Genomic DNA, 18,760 nt, shown 5'->3' with positions numbered 1-18,760 from the left:
CATTCATCATGAAAATCCTAGTCATCGGCGGTACCGGTTTAATTGGTTCCAAGCTGGTCGCCATTCTGCTTCAGCATGGCCATAATGCCATCGCGGCATCGCCCGCCACGGGTGTGAACACGATTACGGGCGAGGGTTTGTCCGAGGCGCTAGAGGGCGTGCAGGTCGTGGTGGATGTGGCGAATTCCCCTTCGTTCGAAGACAAGGCTGTGCTGGAGTTTTTCGCCACCTCGGGGCGGAACCTGCTCGCCGCCGAAGCCGCAGCGGGCGTTCGCCATCACGTGGCATTGTCGGTCGTGGGTACGCATCGACTTGCGGAAAGCGGTTATTTCCGCGGAAAAATCGCCCAGGAAAAATTGATCAAGGCCAGCGGTATTCCATACACGATCGTCCATAGCACGCAGTTTTTCGAGTTCTTGGGCGGTATCGTGCAGTCAGGCGCTGAAGACGATCATATTCGTTTGCCCGCGGCTTACGTACAGCCTATTGCGTCGGACGATGTGGCCAGAGCGATGGCAGACGCCACACTGGCACCGCCGGTGAACGGGACCATTGAAATCGCCGGGCCAGAAAAGGTGCGTATGGCCGCATTGGTTGAGCGTTATCTGGCCAATACGGGAGATGCCCGTCCGGTTATTGCGGATCAGCAGGCCCGTTATTTCGGTGCCTTGCTTGAGGACGATACGCTCGTGCCGGTCCGCGATCCCCATTTGGGGGCGATTAATTTCGATACGTGGTTTCGCCGATCGCGAGCCACGTTGTAAGCCGATTTGGAAGACCGGTGGAGGTGGTAGCATCCGTTACCGCCTCCATCCTCAGATCCGAAATGAGACAAGTATGAGTAAATTGCAACCCCCGCCGTTAACGTTATTAGATAAATATCGTGGGGACGATTTCCAAGCTGTCTATACCGCTAATGTCACCGTAAACGGGGGCGAAGTACAGCACGGCCGGGCGTCAGGTGTTGCTCGTTCTGACGATGGTGCTTTACAGGTGGAATTGCGGCTGCCCACTGAATTGGATGGTCCCGGAGGCGGGACAAACCCGGAACAGCTATTTGCCGCTGGTTATGCGGCCTGTTTTCATGGCGTGCTGAGTTTGCTGGCGCTCAAAGCAGGTGTGATGCTGCGCGACGTGGAGGTTAAGGCCTCGGTGAGCTTCGGTCGAGATCCTGTGGACGGCTTGCATGCGCTGACTGCGCACGTCCACGTGCATTTGCCAGGCCTGGACAAGGCTGCTGCACAAGAGCTGGTGCGAAATGCCGAGCGTTTATGCCCCTATGCCAAGATGACACGGCAGGGCATCCACAGTGTCGTTACGGTGAATGATCCGATTTAGCCTTTGAGCAGAAAATTGTCCACGCTCAACAGATCCAGAGCGCGGATTTGAGCCGTCATGTAGTCAATGAAGACGCGAATTCGGCCAGGCAGGTGCTGCCGGCTCAGATAACACAGATAATGCCCCCGATCATCGGGAGCGTACTGCGGCAGGCAAGGGACGAGCGTTCCCTTTCTCAGGTATTCGCTTACTTGGTAGCCTGCCATTTGAGCGATTCCCTGTCCTTCGAGGACCGCTTGCAGTATGAGATCAGCGTCGTTGAACGAAAGCATGGATTGTGGCGTGAATTTGCGCGCCAGGCCATTCACTTTGAATTCCCAGTCATAGAGTCGACCCGACGGCAGCCGGAAATTGATGCAGCAATGCCGGGCAAGATCCTCTATCTCTGCGGGCATGGAATGCGTTGCTATATAGCTGGGCGCGGCGCATAACAGCATCTGCATCGGGACGATCTGTTTGGCGATGACTTGACTGTCCTCCATGCGGCCATCACGGAATGAGACGTCGATCCGGTTTCCCGTGAAATCAGTCGGGCCATCATCCAACAGCAGTTCTACTGAAATGTCGGGATAAGCCGTGCGAAACCCTTTCAGTAACGGCGCCACGATTTTTCGTCCAAAGCCGGTGGTGGCGTTGATGCGCAGATGTCCTGCCGGCGGGCCTTCTCGCAGTTCCCGCATGTCGTCCAAGGCCTGCACGATATGTTTGACCCCTGTATGACAGTTTTCGTAAAACCGTTCGCCTTCGCGAGTGAGGGACGTACTGCGCGTGGTGCGCAGGAACAGCCTTGTTCCAAGTTGGTCTTCCAGCTTTTGTACGCTGCGGCTGACGGCGGATCGGCCGATGCCGAGGCGGTCGCCGGCTTTGGCAAAGTTGCCTTCCGATGCCACCGCGATAAAGGCGACGACGCCCGCGTAGCTGGTCGCGAAGCTGTAGGCCAACGAGTCGGCACCGGTACCCGATGCAGCGATCGCAGAACTCTCGACGGATCTGGCCGATAGTCCGTCGTCAGGGGAGGCTGTGTTTTCCATACCCCTAAGACGTGCGGGCTATCGGATTTGTGACGTTACTTTTGAAAAAATTTTCAAAACGACTCTTGCTCTAGGGTATACCCTAGATGGTGAGGCCGCATGGCGCCACACGGAGCGTGGCGTCTGAGGGCTTATTGCACAGGTATCAGTGCCGGCGCGCCTTGCGGCTTGATCAGCACCACGACGAATTTGGCCGGCTTGGTGTTGCTGGCATTGCGTCCGACGGTGTGCACGTCATTAGGGCCTTCGTAATACGTCTGGCCCGGGGTCAGCGTGACTTCCTTTTCGCCCTCTACCTGCATCACGATGCTGCCTTCCAAGACATAGACAAACGCGTGCGCGTCGTGACGGTGGATGGGATCGGCGGCGCCGGGCGGGTAATCGACCGTGATCGTCAACGCCTCTTTACCCGGGAAGTCAGGCAAAGCCTTGGTCATCAACGGCGTAACGATGGGTTCTGGCACGCCGGCGCCATGGCCTCCGTGGGGCGGTGCGGCGACTGCGATAGTGGTGACCAGAACGCCAGCGGCGCTCGCGAGTAGTCCGTGCTTGAAGATATTGCGCATGACCTGTCCTTGTGTTGGTTGAGGTGACAGGTCCATCGTAGGGGGGCGGGCGTTGCGCCGGTAGATAGGCGAAAGGGATCACGATGTTGCCCGGACGGCACCAATGTCCGGGCGCAGACCACCATGGTGCCACGGGCTAGCTCGGGGAATACGAGGCGGCGATGCGTGCGAGTTTGTCCGGATTGCGCTGGACGAGCACGCGGGTGATGCGCTGTCCGTCGGTTTCATAGGACTGCACGGATTCCAACGCACCCTGGATATAGCGCAGCAGTGCCCATTGCCCGTTGACGAGTGCGACCTCGACGCGCAGCGTATCGCGATAGCGTCGCTGACCGGCATAAAACAGCTGGGCCAGGCGTTTGCCGCCGACCAGGCTGGCAAAACTGGGCACTTTGCCGCCGCCGTCGCCGATCAGTTCCGCGTTGTCATTGAGCAGGGCATACAGCCCATGGAAATCACCTCGCTGCATCGCGTCGGCAAAACCCAGCATCAGGCGATGATGCGTTTCGCGCGATACCTTATGGCGCGGGGGCGATTGTTGCAGTTGTTGTTTGGCGCGCCGAACCAGTTGGCGGCAGGCGGTCTCGGTCTTGTCCAGGGCCTTGGCGATATCTTCGTAGTCAACGTCGAAGACCTCGCGCATCAGGAAAGCCGCGCGGGCTTCAGGGGACAAGCGTTCGAGCATGAACAGGAACGCGACCGAAACATCGTCCGCGAACTCGTGGATTTCCTCGGGGGTGGACGGCGGCGCCATCAGGGTCGGCTCCGGCAACCACACGCCGGTATAGTTTTCCCTTTGGGTCTTGGCCGCGCGCAGGCTATCGATGGATAGCCGCGTGGTGACGGTGACCAGCCACGCCTCGGGGTTGTCCAGCGTCGAATGATCAGCCTCGTGCCAGCGTAACCAGGCGTCCTGGACGATGTCCTCGGCGTCGGCGACGGAGCCCAGCATGCGATACGCGATCGCCTGCAAACGGGGGCGATGGCGATTGAACAGACTGGTGGAGTCGGTCATGGGAATGGGGCCGCTGCCAGGGCGTGAGTGGACCGGAACGGCCGCTATTTTGCGGTCTCCTCAAGAAAACGGCAAGGGTGTCCCCAATAATCCTCATGGCGCCATGGTCAGCCCCATGCTTCCGACTGTTTGCCCGGTTGTGCGTTGCCCGTCATGTTCCGAACGGGCGCATGTCAATGTTCAAGAAATTCTTGCAGGCTTTCTACGCCGATCTGTGCTTTCCGGAGCGTTCTGGCCATCATGGCGCGACGACAATAGCGATACAGGATGTAGAGTGCTAACGCGCTGCCGGCGATGAGCAATGCGTGCCAGCCCAAGTCAGACAGCATGGCAAAAATCTGTTCGATCTGGGACGCAAAAATTCCTCCAATCATCAGTCCGGCTGACGCCCACAGGGCGACACCCGCGCAATCGTGCCACAGGAAAGACCGGAGTCTGACGGCCATGGCTCCGCAGAGCGGCACAGACACGAGTGATAACCCCGGAACAAAGCGGGCAACGATGAGCAGTCGCACTCCCCATTTGCTAAAGAAGTTTTCGGTTCGCGTAATGCAGCTCTCCCGGGAAAGAGAAAGGCTGCACACCGTATGAAGCGTTCGTTCACCGTAGCGCTTGCCTCCCTGAAACCAGATCAGATCGCCCAATACGCCACCGGCGACGGCGGCCGCCAGCATGACGGCCATCTGGGGCAGCATTGCCGACGCGCTGGGTGTTGCGATCGCGCAGCTGGCGCCGATCGTGATGAGGGTCGGCATTACCGGCACGGGTAAGCCCAGAGACGCGCCAAGTACGTTGAGAAACACCACCAGTACGCCATAGTGGGCGATGAGTTCATGCGACACCATGACGGTCTCCTTTGACGCAAGTCTGCTCTTTGAGACCAAATCGTATCGATGGGAGACGCAGGGCAGTAGCCCTGACGAGGGACGCGTCGTGTTGCGCGGGCGGCAACAATCCGTATTGGCGATGAGGGCCGGATGGCTGTGATGTGCCTGGATCAGTTTGTCATCGGGGTTTTCCGGGCTTTTCGCAGCAATACCCATCCGCCGATGGTCAGGCCCAGTCCGGAGATCAGCATGGGCAACCCGAAAATCAGCGACCAGAAAAAGAGCGCGACACGGCCGTCGTTGCCTCCCTCACCCCTGAGCGCGCCGGTGTCCATCATCAGCACGGCAGCGAGCAGACCGAGTAGTAGTGAAATGCCGAGAGGGATGAAGCCCCTGCCAAACAACTGATACAGGGTCGTGCTACGCAAAAGGAAAGCGGCGACGGCAATAGCCGTCAATAACGATAGGATCGAGGCGCCTATCAACACATAGTCGGTCGTGTTGGGGGCCGCCACGGTTCCGTCCGCGGCGCCAGTGGCGAACCCGAATACGCTAAATAGAGCCGGGTGGATGAAGCCGTAACTCGCGCGTCCGACAAATAGGCCAAACAGTATGCTGGCAATCCATTTGAGTGGGGTAGGAATCATGTGGGGGCTTTCTCGGTAATTCAATTTTTGTATCACTGCATACCCTCTTCGCATTGGACGGCTTGAAGGTAAAGGTGTTCAATCTACCAGAGTCCAGCCGCGCGTCCGCCCGGCCGGATCTGTCAACGATATGAGAGACATCATGAGTCAGGCCCCTAACAAGCTGCGCGCCGCCCTGAACGGGATTTCCGGCATTCTGGTTACTCCTTTTGACGACGCCGACAAGTTGGCGCCCGCTCGCCTCGCGCCCATTGTGGACCGTGCGGTCAATGCCGGGGTGCACGTGTTGGTGGCCAACGGTAATACCAGCGAATTTTACGGGCTGACGACCAGCGAAGCCGAGCAAATGGTGCATGCGGCCGCTGAGCATGTGGCGGGGCGTGTACCGCTGCTGGCTGGGGTGGGACGCAGCCTGCATGATGCGATTGCGTTGGCGCGTGCGTCCCGCGCGGCCGGCGCCAGTGCATTGATGGTGCATCAGCCGCCAGATCCCTTTGTGGCGCCGCGAGGTGTGGTGCAGTATGTCACGCGTATTGCCGAGGCAGGCGACGGCCTGCCGTTGGTGTTGTACCTGCGCGATGACGGGATCGGTCTGGACACGGTGGAGACGCTCTGCGCGATCCCCGGCGTGGTAGGTGTGAAATGGGCGTCGCCCACGCCATTGCGTTTGGCGGAGATCATTGAACGCACGCGTGAGCGTGATATCGCGTGGGTGGGAGGCCTGGCCGAACACTGGGCGCCGCCGTTTTATGCGGTCGGCTCCCGTGGTTTTACCTCAGGTCTCATCAACGTCCTGCCCGAGCGCTCGGTCGCGATTCATGCCGCTTTGGAGGCGGGGGATTATCCGCGTGCCATGGAACTGATACGCAGCATGGCCGAGTTCGAGGCGTTGCGTGCGCTCGAACGCAACGGCACCAACGTGACCGTGGTCAAGCGTGCATTGCAGTTGATGGGCAATGACTGCGGTGCCGTGCGCGCGCCGGGTGCCTGGCCCCTGTCTAACGAAGCCGACGACACGCTGCGCCGCCTGCTCGGCCAGTGGGGCTTGATCTAATTTCCGTGTTTTTGATGTTCACGCCGGCCTGAGACTCTGCAGGCCGGACGTGAGAGTGCGCCTGTCTTTGATACGGCGTGGCGTACTGCTGCGCGTCGCTGCCGTGCGACCAGAAATCCAATCATAGGAGTAGGAGACTTCATGTCTGTTTTTTCTCATACTGCCCGGATGGCGCGTCTGGCGGCTGCCTTTGTTGCTGCCGCTGTTGGCGCCAGCGTTGTTCCTGCTGCTACCGCTGATTTTTCCAGTCAGCCTCTCACTATCATCGTGCCTTATGCGCCTGGCGGTTCGTCAGACGCGATTGCCCGTCATTTATCGCAGCCGTTGAGCGAAGCGTTGGGCACCACGGTGATCGTGGACAATAAGGCGGGCGGGAATGGCGCGATCGGCGCGACGCAATTGGCGCGCGCCAAGCCAGACGGACATACGATCCTGATCGGTGCATTGGGCGTGTTGGCCATCAATGAGGGTCTGTATCCGCAGCTGAGCTATTTACCGCGCAGGGATTTTGACATGCTCACCATTGCGGTACGTACCCCGAACGCTTTCGCGGTGACACCATCGTCTTCGGTGCAGACCTTGCCCGAATTGATCGAGCATCTCAAGGCGGAAAAGGGCAATGTGCCGGTTGCAACATCAGGGTCCGGCTCGAGCGAGCATTTGACCTTGGCGCTCTTTTTACAGAATAGTGGTACGCAGGCCATTCATGTGCCGTACAAAGGCGGCGGACCGGCGATCACTGACACGATGGCAGGCCATGCAGAGGTTCTGGTATCGAATTTAGGCGCGGTGGCGCCGCATATTCAGGCAAAGCGTTTGCGTTTGATCACCGTGACGGGGGCGCAGCGGTCTGCATTGTTCCCGGATGTGCCGGTACCGGGCGAAGCCGGCGTGCCGGGGATGGATGTGTATTCCTGGCAGGGGATTGCCGCGCCCAAGGGTTTGCCGCCCGAGGTCAAGGAAAAACTGGTGGCTGCCTTGCATAAGGTCCTGACATCGGAGGAGTTTCGCCAAAAGATGTCGGGCTTGGGTTTTGAGGTCGTAGCCGACGGACCCGATAGCGCAACCCAGTTTCAAATTGCGGAAGCAGACCGTTGGAAAAAAGTGATCCAGGACGGCAACATTACCGTGGACTGATCACCTAGGTCAGCTGAGCCCGCCTTGTTCGATGAGCAAGGCTCGCATGCGTTCCATCGCTGGATTGGCGATGCTTGCACTGCGCCGCCAGACGAGATGCATCTCGGCACGGATGTGGTCTGGCAGATCGATGTCGCGCACGGTCATGTTATCCAGGCGCATGAGCGCGGTGGACGCGGGGACGAGCGCCAGACCTATGCCCGCGTTGACCAGTGCAATCATGGAGTGGGTGTGCCGTACATGTTGCATAAAGCGCGGCGCGACGCCGGTTTCATGAAATAGCGCTTGCAGCATTTCATGAAAATAGCGGCCGTCACCTGGTTGATACATGATGAACGGTTCATCGTGCAGGTCGCTCAGCCGCAAGCCTCGCCGGCGGCGGGTCAGCGGGTGGGCGCGAGGCAGCACCAATGACATCGGCTCACGTACGACGCAGGTCATTTCCAGGCCTTGCAAGTCGGCGGGCAAGCGGATAAGCCCCAGATCGATGCGTTCAGTGCGCAAGGCCTCCAGCTGGTCGTCGGATACCATCTCACGCAGTTCGAGATCAATGTTTGGTAATTGTTGCTGCGCGGCAGCCACCACGCGTGGCAGAAGGTCGTAGTTCGCGCCCGCCGAATAACCCAGGACAACTCGTCCCGCCTCGCCTTGCAGGGCATAGCGGGCCTTGCTCGTTGCTGTGACGCAGCGCTGCAGGATATCGCGCGCCTCGGGTAAAAACGCCCTGCCGGCCGCGGTCAGACGCACGCTACGTCGCGTGCGTTCGAGCAACGGAGTGCCCAGTTCGTGTTCCAGCTGCCGGATCTGCCGGCTGAGCGGGGGCTGCGTCATGTTCAGGCGTTCGGCGGCGCGGCCGAAATGCAGTTCGGTCGCGACTTCGACAAAGCAACGCAATTGACTGAGCTGGAACATGACATGGGTGAAGTAAAAGCGTTATCTTAGCTAACTTTGAGGAACCGCCCCGGTCTGATAGGTGCGACAGGTTCCTATCGCAGTTGGCCTCTGTTTTCCCCTATGTCCCAATCAGTTGATAAACCCACGTTCGCCGTATCTGGCCGCAATCCTGCCTCCGATGTCGGCACGGCTGTTCCTGCATTGCGGCTGCGTGCGCTTCATAGTTCGCGGCTCGCGCCAGTCACGCTCAATGTCGCCGCGGGGGAATGTATCGCCATCGTCGGCCCATCGGGCTCGGGCAAGTCGTTGCTGCTGCGTCAGATCGCTGATCTGGATCCCGGGCAGGGGACTGCCGAGGTAGACGGCCGGGATCGCACGCGAATGCGAGGTTTTGAATGGCGGCGCCAGGTGGTGTATTGCCAGGCCGAGGCCGGCTGGTGGGACGACGCCGTTGCGGCGCATTTTGCGGATCTGGACGGCGCACGCGTCATCGCGCAGCGATTGGGCTTGTCTGCGGCCAAGTTCGACGCGCAGGTGCTGGAGTTGTCGACGGGCGAGAGGCAACGGCTGGGGTTGGTGCGGGCGCTGTTGCTCAAGCCCCGTGTGTTGTTGCTGGATGAACCCACGGCAGCCCTGGATGAGCAGGCGACGGCACTGGTCGAGCAAGAATGGCAGCGCTGTATGCAGCAGGGGACAGCTATTGTGCTGGTGACGCATAACCAGGAACAAGCTCACCGTATGGGGCATCGGCAGTTCCGTATGGAAGCAGGCAAACTGGAGCCGCTATGAACGTGATTCCGTTACATGCGTCGGATTTGATGATCGCCTCCTGTCTGGTCGTGCTATGTGCGGGCGTATCGTTCGTACTACGACTGAATTTGCAGCGGCAGATTCTCTGGGCGGCGATTCGGACCGTATTGCAGTTGCTGCTGGTAGGGCATTTGTTGCGTGTGGTTTTCACGCATGCCAATCCCTGGCTGACGCTATTGATTATCGCGGTGATGATGGCGCTGGCGATCCGCGAAGTGGCGGCGCGGCCCAAGGCCCGCTTGATACAGCATGGCAACCTGGTAATCAGCGCTGTCGCGGTAGCGGCGGCGACGTTGATCTGTGTGTTTTTCATCACGAATACGGCGGTACAGCCGACGCCATGGTACGACCCGCGTTATGTCGTGGCGCTGGTCGGGATCGTGCTGGGCAGTGCGTTGAATGCGGCCAGTCTGGCACTGGATGCCGTATTGTCCGGTGTAAAGCGAGAGCGCCTGGCGATCGAGGCTCGCTTGTCATTAGGGGCGACAGTGCGCCAGGCGTTCTCTACCCTGTTGCGTGAGTCAGTGCGCCGCGGCATCGTTCCCAGCATTAATCAGATGGCTGCCGCCGGGATTATCACGCTGCCCGGCATCATGACTGGACAGATCCTGGCGGGCATGGACCCCACGGACGCAGCCAAATATCAGATTTTGTTGATGTTTCTGCTTTGTGGCGCGAGCAGCATGGCTGCCATGGGCGCTGCGTATGGTGCAGTTCGTCGGTTGACGGATGAACGCGGACGCTTGCGTCTGGACCGGTTTCGAGAAGAGATCTGACCGGCGTTTAGGTATTTGTTATCGACCTCGAGTCATAATGCGCGTCCATTGTGTAGGCGCTGTTCCCTCTGAAATTCGAGGACGCGCCAATTTTTCGTCCCTATCATGCAGATTGATAACGTCGATGTGGATCCTAAGCCGAGCGCATGGAGCCTATTCCTGATCTTTTCCCGCATCGGATTGTCGAGTTTCGGCGGCGGGTTGAGCGGATGGTTTTACCGCGAGTTCGTCCAGGACAGGAAATGGATGAGCGAAGAGGACTTCCTCAACGGTCTTGCGTTGTCTCAGGCTTTGCCGGGCGTCAATGTAAAGAATATGGCGATCTGGATCGGATACCGTTTGGCCGGCGCACGTGGGGCGGCAGCGGGGTTTATGGGGATTATCGTTCCTCCGGCGATTTTCATCATCCTGCTGGCGACGGTGTTCGCGGCGCTGACTGAATACTCTATGACGAACATTGCCTTGGCGGGCGCAGCGGCGGCCGCGATTGGTTTGTCCGCGAGTATGGCGATCACGACGGCGATTCGTGTGCCGAGGCGATTGTTGCCATGGATTTTCGTCGTGACCACATTTGTGGCGGTGGGGATATTGCAATGGCCATTGCTGTGGGTAGTGTTGGCCGAAGGCGCCCTGAGTGTCGGCATCGAATATGCCCGTTTGCGGAGAAAGGGGGCCTGAGATGGGCAATATCCTGTGGACACTGTGGGGAGTATTCGCGCCGCTTTCGCTGGTGACGATTGGTGGAGGGCAGGCCACTGTGGCGGAGATTCATCGCCAAGTGGTGGACGTACACCAGTGGATGACGCCCCAGGAGTTTTTGAATACCTTTGCGATTGCCCGGCTCGCGCCTGGGCCGGGTTCGTTGCTGGTGACCTTGATCGGTTGGGACGTGGGTGGCCTCTGGGGGGCGGTGGTGGGGACCATCGCGATTTTTGGCCCGACGGCGTTTCTGATTTATGCCGTGGCGTACGTCTGGCGCCGTCACCAAGGCGCGCGTTGGCAGCTGGCGCTGGAAGCGGGTCTGCGGCCCATCGCTGCCGGAATGATTTTGGCGGCCGTGTATGTGCTGTTCATGTCGCTGGAAGGCGGATGGTGGGCCCGCGCAATTGCTGTTATTGCGACGGTCTTGATGATGCGAACGCGCTTGAACCCGCTCTTGTTGATCGCTTGTGGTGCCGGTGCGTTGAGTGCCGCACATGTCGCGGGGTGGGTATAGCGAAACACCCTGGGCTGCCGGTGCGGCAGCCCAGGGCGGGTGAGCGGATGAACACCAAGTCAGGCCGTGAGTAACGTGACTTCGATATTTCCGCGAATCGCTGCAGAGTACGGGCACGTCTGGTGAGCGGTTTGGACGAGTTGTTGTTTTTGATCTGCGTCCAGACCTGGCAAATCGATATGCAAGGTGACGGCCAGGGCGTAGGCGTCGGCGCTGGTTTTCCCTAGCGACACGTCGGCATTGACGGCCGTATTCTCGGGCAACCTGATATCGAGTTTGCGTGCGGCCAGTTGCATCGCGCCGATGAAGCAGGCGGAATAGCCCACGCCGAATAATTGCTCGGGGTTGGTTCCCGGCTTGTTCGAGCCTGGAGTACTGAGTTTGACGGCCAGAGCCCCGTCGCTGGAGCTGCCTGTGCCTTCTCGTCCGCCCGTCGTGTGGGTATATGCCGTATAAAGAATGTGTTCAAGCTGTTGGGTCATGATGGCTCTCTTCAGAGTGGTTGATTCGAGCCGTCATTTCAGCGTGCTTGTGTATCTGCAGTGTGTCCCGGCTATGAGGGTTTTGTATGACAGTGTTTGCGTGGCGCCCGGCGCATGATCTGCATGCAAATGCATCAAGCCGCCTGACTCAAGCGGTGTCCAACTACAGCACGGTGCTCGGGGCGATGTAACCCGAGGTGGTCTCGTAATGTGTGTCCTTGATATTCCGTGCGCACCAGCCCTCGGCGGCGCAATTCTGGCAGCGCCAGGTCAATGAAGTCGTCAAGCCCGCCGGGCAGCCAGGGGGACATGATATTGAAACCGTCGGCGCCTTCTTCTTCGAACCATTGCTGTAGTTGGTCAGCCACGCTTTGCGGAGTGCCGATGATCTGCTGGTGTCCGCGCGCGCCGGCAATGCGCAGATAAAGGTCGCGAATGCTGAGGTTTTCCCTGCGAGCGAGGTCTATTAGTAGTTGCTGGCGGCTTTTTCCGCCATTGGTTTCAGGTAGATCCGGCAAGGGGCCATCTACCGGATAGGCAGAGAGATCGAAACCTCCAATCATGTTGGAGAGCAGTTGCACACCTACGATGGGGTGGATCAGGTCTTGCAGCCGGGCGAATTTTTCCTCGGCCTCGGCCTGTGTGCGGCCTATGACGGGGAAAATGCCCGGCATGATTTTGATTTGATCGGGGTCGCGGCCGTAGTCACGTGCGCGTTGCTTGATGTCGCGATAGAACGATTGGGCCTCTTCGAAAGTCTGGTGGGCGACGAAGATGACCTCTGCGGTGCGAGCGGCCAGATCGCGGCCGGCAGGTGAGGCGCCTGCTTGCACGACGACGGGGCGGCCTTGTGGAGAGCGTGCCACGTTCAAGGGGCCACGCACGCGAAAGTGCTCGCCCCGGTGATTCAATGGATGCAGTTTCTCCGGTTCGAAATAGACGCCGCTATCCTTGTCACGGATAAAGGCATCGTCTTCCCAACTGTCCCACAGGCCTAGTACGACATCGTGGAACTCGGCTGCGCGGGCGTAACGCTGGGCATGATCGACGTGGGCGTCGAGGTTGAAGTTCTGCGCTTCGCCTTCGCCGCTGGAGGTGACGAGGTTCCAACCTGATCGGCCGCCGCTGATCTGGTCGAGCGACGCGAATTTGCGTGCAACATGATAGGGCTCGTTGTACGTCGTCGAGACGGTTGCGATCAGGCCGATCTGCTCAGTCACGGCAGCCAGCGCCGATAGCAGTGTCAGCGGTTCGAAATGATCGCTGCGTGCGGTACGCGACAATGAATCAATGTTGCGATTGCGTACGCCGACGGCGTCTGCCAGAAACACCGCATCGAATTTCGCGGCCTCGGCACGGCGCGCGAGTTCAACGTAATGTTTGAAGTTGACGCCAGCATCGGCTTGGGCATCCGGGTGACGCCAGGCGGCGATATGGTGCCCGGTCTGCATGAGAAATGCGCCGAGCTTGATTTGCCGGGGAGAGGTGGTCACTGTCGTGGCTCCGTAGGATGTATGCCGTGGGATAATGGATCGATCACCACGCCATTTGCAGCGAGGCTAAAGAGGGGATGGGACGCAGGTAGAGATCGGTCTGCTCGGCGGGGACGCTATCAGCCTCTGCTGGCGCGCCATCGGGAGCGAGAAAATCCGAAAGAACGTCATCGCGGATACGGATGAATCGAGGATCGCTGCGATTGCGAGGATGAGCGAGCGGCACGGGAACGATGCGGCGGATGCGGCCCGGATGAGGCTGCATGATCACGACGCGGTCGCCCAGAAAGACGGCCTCTTCTACATCGTGGGTGACGAGAATCATGGTGATGCGTTCTTTTTCCCAGATGCGTTGCAGTTCGGTCTGCAGACGCGCCCGTGTCAGGGCGTCGAGCGCACCGAAAGGCTCGTCCAGCAGCAACACGCGCGGCCGATTGACGAGGCCTCGCGCAATGGCGACGCGTTGCGCCATGCCCCCCGAGATCTGGTGAGGATAGGATCGCTCGAAACCTTCCAGGCCCACCAGTGCGACGTGCTCGGCCACCAGATCGCGTTTCTGTGCCGCGGTGTGCGGGGAGTTGCGCAGGCCCACGGCGATGTTCTGTTCGACGGTGAGCCAGGGAAATAGACGATGGTCCTGGAAAACGATGCCGCGTTCGCGTCCCGTGCCCTGTACGGGTGTGCCGCCTAGGGTGATGTGGCCTTCGTAGTGATCGTCCAGCCCAAGTATCAGGCGCAGCAGCGTGGATTTGCCGCAGCCGCTGGCGCCGACGACGGCGACGAACTCTCCCGAGCGGACGTTCAGGTCAATCCCGTCCAGGACCTGCAGTACACCGCCCGCGGCTTGTGCACTGGCGTAGCGTTTTCCTACTCCATGCAGGTCGAGATCGAGTTCTAACGTTGCGGATTCGGTCATATACGTTCCTGTAGTTATTGCGCGGCACCGCGCAGGTGCGCGAGACGGCGTTCGACGTGGCGGGCCAGAGCGTTCATCAACCAACCGACCAAGCCCACGACGAACATGCCGAAGATCACCAGATCCATCTGGAAATGCTCGCTGCCTTCGATCAGCAGATTGCCGATACCGACGCCTGCAACCAGCAGATATTCCGCGCCGATGGTGGCCAACCACGAATAGATCAAGGCGAGATAGACGCCGGTGAAAATTGCGGGTGTGGCGGCAGGAAGTACGACGTGAAAGAACGTCTGGACGGGCGTATAGCCGTAGACTTCGGCGACTTCCAGCAAGGGTTTTGGAGTGCCGCGAATGCCGTCGCAGGTGTTCACGACGACCGGCACCAGCGCCGCCAACGAGAGAAAGACGACTTTGGCGGTGTCTCCCAAGCCGAACCACACCGAGATCAAGGGAATCCAGGCAAAGAGCGATATTTGCTTAAAGGTATTGAAGCTCGGCCCCACCAGTCTGTTGAACCAACGAGAGACGCCAAGCAGCGCGCCGAGCAGCAAGCCCGCCGATGTGCCGATGACAAAACCCGTGAGTTCTCGTGTCAGGCTGGCGCCGAGTGCGCGCCAGAGCTTGCCTGTCGTGATCTGGTCAGCGGCTGTGGTCAGGACTTTTCCCGGGGACACGAGCAGGGCCGAGTTGACGAGGTCGGCACGGGACAGCGCCCACCACAGCAGGATGGCAACGACTGGCAATACCAGGCCCCGCCAGCGGCGAGTGTCGCCATTGTCGTCGAGAGGAACTGGAGTGGCGCCGTTGGTGGTTGTTGCAGCGTTGCTCATGGCGCTTCTCCTTGGGTGCCCAGCCGCGACGCGGCGCGAGCGCCGATGAAACGCGCTTCTGACCAGTCGAGCAGGCGATCGATGAGGTAGCCAATGGCACCCACCACAATGACTGCGGCCATGACGAGATCCAGCTGGAAAAGCTGGCGGCCATAGACGATGAGGTAGCCCAGGCCTTCACTTGAGGCGACCAGTTCGACAACGACCAACGACAGCCAGGCCTTGGTGAAACCGAGCCGCAGACCGGTAAAGATGGTGGGCGTGGCCAACGGCAGCACGACCTCCACCACCTCCTGCCGCCGTGTGTAGCCGTATACATGGGCGACCTCGCGCAGTGCGGGACTGGCAAGCCGGAATCCCTGCAAGGTATTGAGCGTGACCGGGACCAATGCAGCCTTGGCAATGAGGATGTATTTCAACGGCTCCCCGATGCCGACCAACAAGAGTACGAACGGCAGCCAAGCCAGCACCGGAATTTGCACCAGCGCATTGAATGTCGGCAGCAGATAGGCTTGCAGCGGACGCCACAGGCCCATGGCCGTCCCCAGTATCAGCCCAAGCAGGCTGCCGACGGCAAAGCCGACCAGGACACGCAGCAGGCTGGCCTTCAGGTTCAACCACAGGTCTCCGCTGGTGGTCAGCTCGCTGAGCGTGTCCCAGACATACGACGGCGGAGGCAGGACTTGTGGGGAGATCCAGCCTTGCTCTGCGCCCAAGTGCCATAGGGCATAGAGCGACAGTGGCAATAGCCACGGGGCAATAAACCAGATCGCCGCACGTGCGTTCCACGCAGGCGCGTACGCTGACGCGAGATGGCGTGCGGGCAACGTCAGGATGCTCATGGCTGGTCTCCTAGCGAGCGCTGACCTGATTCGGTGCGGTCGTCGCTATGGTTTTTCCGCTGGCATCGGAACGTGCCCAGTATTGGTCCAGGCCCTTGTTCTTGAGGGCTTGTTCCAGATAGCGGGTGTCGAACCAGTCGTCGACGGAGACTTCGCGGCGGATCAGTTTCAGCTTGAGCGCATCGGCGGCAACGGCCTTGTAACGCGCGATGATGAAGTCATCAACGATGGGCGAGTTGCGAGATGCCAGGCTTTGCTGATCGAACTCGGCTGCCCAGGACGCATAGGGAACACCGCTTTTCTCCCAAATTCTGAAAAGCGCATCGCGATTGCTTTCGTCAGAGGCCCAGCGTGCGGCATCGACGAAGACATCGACAACTTTTTGTACCTGTGCGGGGTTGTCGTTTGCGAAGTCCTCGCGCACGAGTAGCGAGGCTTGGCGCGTATAGGCGGGGTCTTGCCCGCGTGTGGAGTAGATGATTTTCGCCAGGCCCTGGTCGCGAATCTTGAACCACTCGTAGCCGCCAAAGGCCGCGTCAACGCCATTGGATACCAGGGCGGCCTGCGCGCTGCCGGAATCGAGATTGACGCCCTTGAGGTCGCGCTCGGTCAGGCCATGCGCGGCGAGGACGTTGTTGGCGACCAGATGCCCATTGGTGCCGCGAAAGATCGAGACGCGCTCGCCTTTCAGGTCTTCGATGCGATTGAGTTTGGAGTTTGGCGGTACGACGACGTAGAGATTGTTGCGTGCGCCCGAGACCAACAGGATTTTGGTCTTCAGTCCGTTGGCACGGCCGACTGTGGAGGGCAGATCGCCCTGATAGGCAAAGTCGATTTGCTTGTTCGATAGCGCTTCGTTGACGGCAGGCCCTGCGCCTTTGAAGAACAGCCATTCAACTTTCACGCCGTCGGCCTGGAATGCCTTTTCCAATGCCTGGTTCGCTCGAACGACGCCGCCTGGTGAACCGCCCCAGGTGATGGGGTCGCCGCCGCCGGCGGTCGCGACACCGATTCGAATAACGTCAGCGGCATGTGCGCTCGCGGCGGCGCTGGCCAGCGTCAGCACGACGGCTGCGCGCGCTGCCAAGGTGGACAGAAAATTCATTAGATACTCCGGAAATCCCCGGCGCTCACGCCGGGGAGAATAGTCACAACATCAAGCCGCGCGGGCTTGTGGAATCGCGTTCAGTTTGCGTTCGACTTCGGTCCCCGCAAAGAATGCAGGGTTGGCCTCGGTGTAGAAACGGTAGGGGTTACCGAAAACAAAGGCTTTGAAATCGGCTTCGGTCAAGACGCCGTGCTCGACCAGATCCCAGCTTTCGGCCAGGGGCTCGGTCAGGTCGGGGACATCCCAATGCCCCACGTCGGAGGACCAGATCGCGTTGATCTTGGTTCCTAGTGGATGAACTTTTTCGTTGAAGGCGGCAGCCACTGTGCGATCGTCTGCCTCCGAGCCGAAGTAGAAGCTGTTGACCCAGCGATCGCGTATGTCTTCGACCTTTTCTATGCCCGCCAATGCGAAGTCATCGAGTTCGTCGGGATTGGGCTCGCGACTATGGGGCAGCGCCGAGATCCCCAGGCTGTCACGCAGGAGTTGCGCCGGATCGATGTCCCGGCCGCGGATGAAGTCTGCGCCGTAACGTTCGAACAGGTCTTTCAGCAGGCCTAGATCTGCATTGGCGGGGTTGTAGTTTTGAACCGCATGTCGATTACGTTTTTCCCATCGATCGACCAGGTGCGTATAAACATGTGAACCCCAATCCGCGCCGCCCTCCAGCAGCGCCACGCGCAATCCGGGAAAACGTCGCGTCACCCCGCCGAAGAACAGGGCTTTGGCAAATGCCTGCGAGCCATCGGCAAAATGGCCGATGTGATTGAACATGTAGTTGCTGATCGAGTGCCGGCCCGTCCAGCCCTGACTGCCATAGTGCGTCGTGACGGGGACGCCGAGTTCGACGACCTTGGCCCAGAACGGATCGTAGTCGTATTCGCTGTCGATACCGTAAAAATCAATATAGTGGGCATGCTTGGCAATATCGGGAAACTGATCTGCCGGGTATTTTTCAGCAATGGCCTTGATCGGGCGTCGCACGCCGCCTGCGATATTGATGACCTTGAGGCCCAATGTCTTGACGGCGAACTCCAGTTCTTCAATGCCTTCTTGGGGGGTATTGAGCGGGATGCCTGCCACGGGTGTCAGGCGATCGCTGTATTTCCGGTACTGGTCCGCATGGAAGTGATTGATCGCACGGTGCAAGGCCTGGCGAGTGTCATCGCGAGCTGCCAGCGGGGCCAGTACATCATTCGGGAATAATACCGAATAGTCGGCCCCCTGTTCGGCGAGGCGTTCGTAGAGTAGTTCTGGCAGCGTGTAGGTGGCCAGGTCCAGTGTGTTGCGCGTGACACGTGCCCACCACGGTGAGCGCAACGTGCGATGGTGTTGCCGTTCCTCCGGGGTCTGCGCATACCAGTCGCGTCCATTGCTCTTGGTGGAAAAGCGCGATCCCAATGCGCGCCGCAGCGAGTCGACGAGCTTGGCACCGCCGTAGTGTTGAACATAGTCTTCGAGAATCGGCGCGTAGTCGTTGACATGGACATCGGTGTCTATCACCGGGTAATCCAGCGTGGCTTTGACGGCTGCCGAGCGGGACGCGTGAATACGGTTCAAGCGGTCATTCATGGGGCATCTCCGAAACGAGGTGAACGCAGCTGATGCGGACACGTCCGGCCTCTGGGGACAAAGGCGTAGACGTATGCGCGATGCATAGTTCAAAACTCTAAGGGCAGGCGTCGGGATGCCAAACGAAGATTTCGTTCTTATCTACTGCTTATGAGTAAATTCCATGTGTACGGGATACGGCCGGCGTGGAAAACACGCGAGGGCTA

21 protein-coding genes are annotated in these 18,760 nt (G+C 59.6%); 8 read left to right on the top strand and 13 right to left on the bottom strand.

The genetic code is table 11. The features are described from left to right. Nucleotides 1-8: 8 nt before the first annotated feature. Together CAL20_RS22620 and CAL20_RS22615 are read left to right on the top strand one after the other, a co-directional pair. Complete coding sequence (locus CAL20_RS22620; protein WP_094839068.1) at nucleotides 9-764, top strand: SDR family oxidoreductase; 756 nt, start codon at nucleotides 9-11, stop codon at nucleotides 762-764. A gap of 73 nt (nucleotides 765-837) precedes the next feature. Then, nucleotides 838-1,338, top strand: coding sequence for an Ohr family peroxiredoxin (locus tag CAL20_RS22615; protein ID WP_094839067.1), 501 nt, complete (start codon nucleotides 838-840; stop codon nucleotides 1,336-1,338). Here CAL20_RS22615 and CAL20_RS22610 read toward each other — a convergent pair. From CAL20_RS22610 to CAL20_RS22590, 5 genes are all read right to left on the bottom strand, one after another. Beyond that, the gene (locus CAL20_RS22610) at nucleotides 1,335-2,369 is read right to left on the bottom strand and encodes a LysR family transcriptional regulator (RefSeq protein WP_094839066.1); all 1,035 of its coding nucleotides are present in this window, start codon (nucleotides 2,367-2,369) and stop codon (nucleotides 1,335-1,337) included. The two genes, CAL20_RS22615 and CAL20_RS22610, sit on opposite strands and share 4 nt — an antisense overlap. Nucleotides 2,370-2,500: 131 nt before the next feature. Further along, on the bottom strand, nucleotides 2,501-2,935 hold the full coding sequence (locus tag CAL20_RS22605) for a cupin domain-containing protein (RefSeq protein ID WP_094839065.1): 435 nt from the start codon (nucleotides 2,933-2,935) through the stop codon (nucleotides 2,501-2,503). Nucleotides 2,936-3,071: 136 nt separating this feature from the next. Next, nucleotides 3,072-3,950, bottom strand: a complete 879-nt coding sequence (locus CAL20_RS22600) for an RNA polymerase sigma-70 factor (protein WP_094839064.1) — start codon at nucleotides 3,948-3,950, stop codon at nucleotides 3,072-3,074. A gap of 173 nt (nucleotides 3,951-4,123) precedes the next feature. Continuing rightward, nucleotides 4,124-4,795, bottom strand: coding sequence for a DedA family protein (locus tag CAL20_RS22595; protein ID WP_094839063.1), 672 nt, complete (start codon nucleotides 4,793-4,795; stop codon nucleotides 4,124-4,126). A gap of 152 nt (nucleotides 4,796-4,947) precedes the next feature. Next, nucleotides 4,948-5,424 carry a hypothetical protein gene (locus CAL20_RS22590; RefSeq protein ID WP_256981706.1) on the bottom strand — a complete coding sequence of 159 codons (477 nt, stop codon included), beginning with the start codon at nucleotides 5,422-5,424 and terminating at the stop codon, nucleotides 4,948-4,950. 142 nt (nucleotides 5,425-5,566) lie between these two features. Here CAL20_RS22590 and CAL20_RS22585 point away from each other — a divergent pair, with 142 nt between their 5' ends. Continuing rightward, nucleotides 5,567-6,478 carry a dihydrodipicolinate synthase family protein gene (locus CAL20_RS22585; protein ID WP_094839062.1) on the top strand — a complete coding sequence of 304 codons (912 nt, stop codon included), beginning with the start codon at nucleotides 5,567-5,569 and terminating at the stop codon, nucleotides 6,476-6,478. 141 nt (nucleotides 6,479-6,619) lie between these two features. Then, the gene (locus tag CAL20_RS22580; protein ID WP_094839061.1) at nucleotides 6,620-7,615 is read left to right on the top strand and encodes a Bug family tripartite tricarboxylate transporter substrate binding protein; all 996 of its coding nucleotides are present in this window, start codon (nucleotides 6,620-6,622) and stop codon (nucleotides 7,613-7,615) included. 9 nt (nucleotides 7,616-7,624) lie between these two features. Here CAL20_RS22580 and CAL20_RS22575 read toward each other — a convergent pair whose 3' ends face one another. Beyond that, entirely contained in the window at nucleotides 7,625-8,527 is a 903-nt protein-coding gene (locus CAL20_RS22575; protein ID WP_094839060.1) for a LysR substrate-binding domain-containing protein, read from the bottom strand. 102 nt (nucleotides 8,528-8,629) lie between these two features. Here CAL20_RS22575 and CAL20_RS22570 point away from each other — a divergent pair, with 102 nt between their 5' ends. The 4 genes from CAL20_RS22570 (at nucleotide 8,630) to CAL20_RS22555 (ending at nucleotide 11,311) form a co-directional block, all read left to right on the top strand. Beyond that, a complete protein-coding gene (locus CAL20_RS22570) occupies nucleotides 8,630-9,298 on the top strand; it encodes an ABC transporter ATP-binding protein (RefSeq protein ID WP_094839059.1) in 669 nt (222 codons plus the stop codon). Further along, nucleotides 9,295-10,095: an ABC transporter permease gene (locus CAL20_RS22565; protein WP_094823329.1), complete on the top strand. Its 801-nt coding sequence runs from the start codon at nucleotides 9,295-9,297 to the stop codon at nucleotides 10,093-10,095. Before CAL20_RS22570 ends, CAL20_RS22565 begins: the two co-directional genes overlap by 4 nt. A gap of 105 nt (nucleotides 10,096-10,200) precedes the next feature. After that, the gene (locus CAL20_RS22560; protein WP_094839058.1) at nucleotides 10,201-10,773 is read left to right on the top strand and encodes a chromate transporter; all 573 of its coding nucleotides are present in this window, start codon (nucleotides 10,201-10,203) and stop codon (nucleotides 10,771-10,773) included. 1 nt (nucleotide 10,774) lies between these two features. Continuing rightward, the gene (locus tag CAL20_RS22555; protein WP_094823327.1) at nucleotides 10,775-11,311 is read left to right on the top strand and encodes a chromate transporter; all 537 of its coding nucleotides are present in this window, start codon (nucleotides 10,775-10,777) and stop codon (nucleotides 11,309-11,311) included. Between the two features lie 59 nt (nucleotides 11,312-11,370). Here CAL20_RS22555 and CAL20_RS22550 read toward each other — a convergent pair whose 3' ends face one another. From CAL20_RS22550 to CAL20_RS22520, 7 genes are all read right to left on the bottom strand, one after another. Next, the gene (locus tag CAL20_RS22550; protein ID WP_094839057.1) at nucleotides 11,371-11,793 is read right to left on the bottom strand and encodes an organic hydroperoxide resistance protein; all 423 of its coding nucleotides are present in this window, start codon (nucleotides 11,791-11,793) and stop codon (nucleotides 11,371-11,373) included. A 134-nt stretch (nucleotides 11,794-11,927) separates the two neighbouring features. Beyond that, on the bottom strand, nucleotides 11,928-13,286 hold the full coding sequence (locus CAL20_RS22545; RefSeq protein WP_094839056.1) for an LLM class flavin-dependent oxidoreductase: 1,359 nt from the start codon (nucleotides 13,284-13,286) through the stop codon (nucleotides 11,928-11,930). A gap of 43 nt (nucleotides 13,287-13,329) precedes the next feature. Further along, nucleotides 13,330-14,202 carry an ABC transporter ATP-binding protein gene (locus tag CAL20_RS22540; protein ID WP_094839055.1) on the bottom strand — a complete coding sequence of 291 codons (873 nt, stop codon included), beginning with the start codon at nucleotides 14,200-14,202 and terminating at the stop codon, nucleotides 13,330-13,332. A gap of 14 nt (nucleotides 14,203-14,216) precedes the next feature. Then, nucleotides 14,217-15,032 (bottom strand): ABC transporter permease, encoded by an 816-nt coding sequence (locus CAL20_RS22535; protein WP_094839054.1) that lies wholly within the window; start codon nucleotides 15,030-15,032, stop codon nucleotides 14,217-14,219. Further along, a complete protein-coding gene (locus CAL20_RS22530) occupies nucleotides 15,029-15,874 on the bottom strand; it encodes an ABC transporter permease (protein ID WP_094823322.1) in 846 nt (281 codons plus the stop codon). The genes CAL20_RS22535 and CAL20_RS22530 overlap by 4 nt, the downstream gene beginning before the upstream one ends. Nucleotides 15,875-15,884: 10 nt before the next feature. Continuing rightward, nucleotides 15,885-16,979: an ABC transporter substrate-binding protein gene (locus CAL20_RS22525; RefSeq protein WP_094823321.1), complete on the bottom strand. Its 1,095-nt coding sequence runs from the start codon at nucleotides 16,977-16,979 to the stop codon at nucleotides 15,885-15,887. A gap of 51 nt (nucleotides 16,980-17,030) precedes the next feature. Further along, the gene (locus tag CAL20_RS22520) at nucleotides 17,031-18,554 is read right to left on the bottom strand and encodes an amidohydrolase family protein (protein WP_094823320.1); all 1,524 of its coding nucleotides are present in this window, start codon (nucleotides 18,552-18,554) and stop codon (nucleotides 17,031-17,033) included. Nucleotides 18,555-18,760 lie beyond the last annotated feature (206 nt).

It is taken from the genome of Bordetella genomosp. 4 (genome assembly GCF_002261185.1).
Taxonomy (GTDB): domain Bacteria; phylum Pseudomonadota; class Gammaproteobacteria; order Burkholderiales; family Burkholderiaceae_B; genus Bordetella_A.
This window is presented reverse-complemented; position numbering and strand designations above follow the sequence as displayed.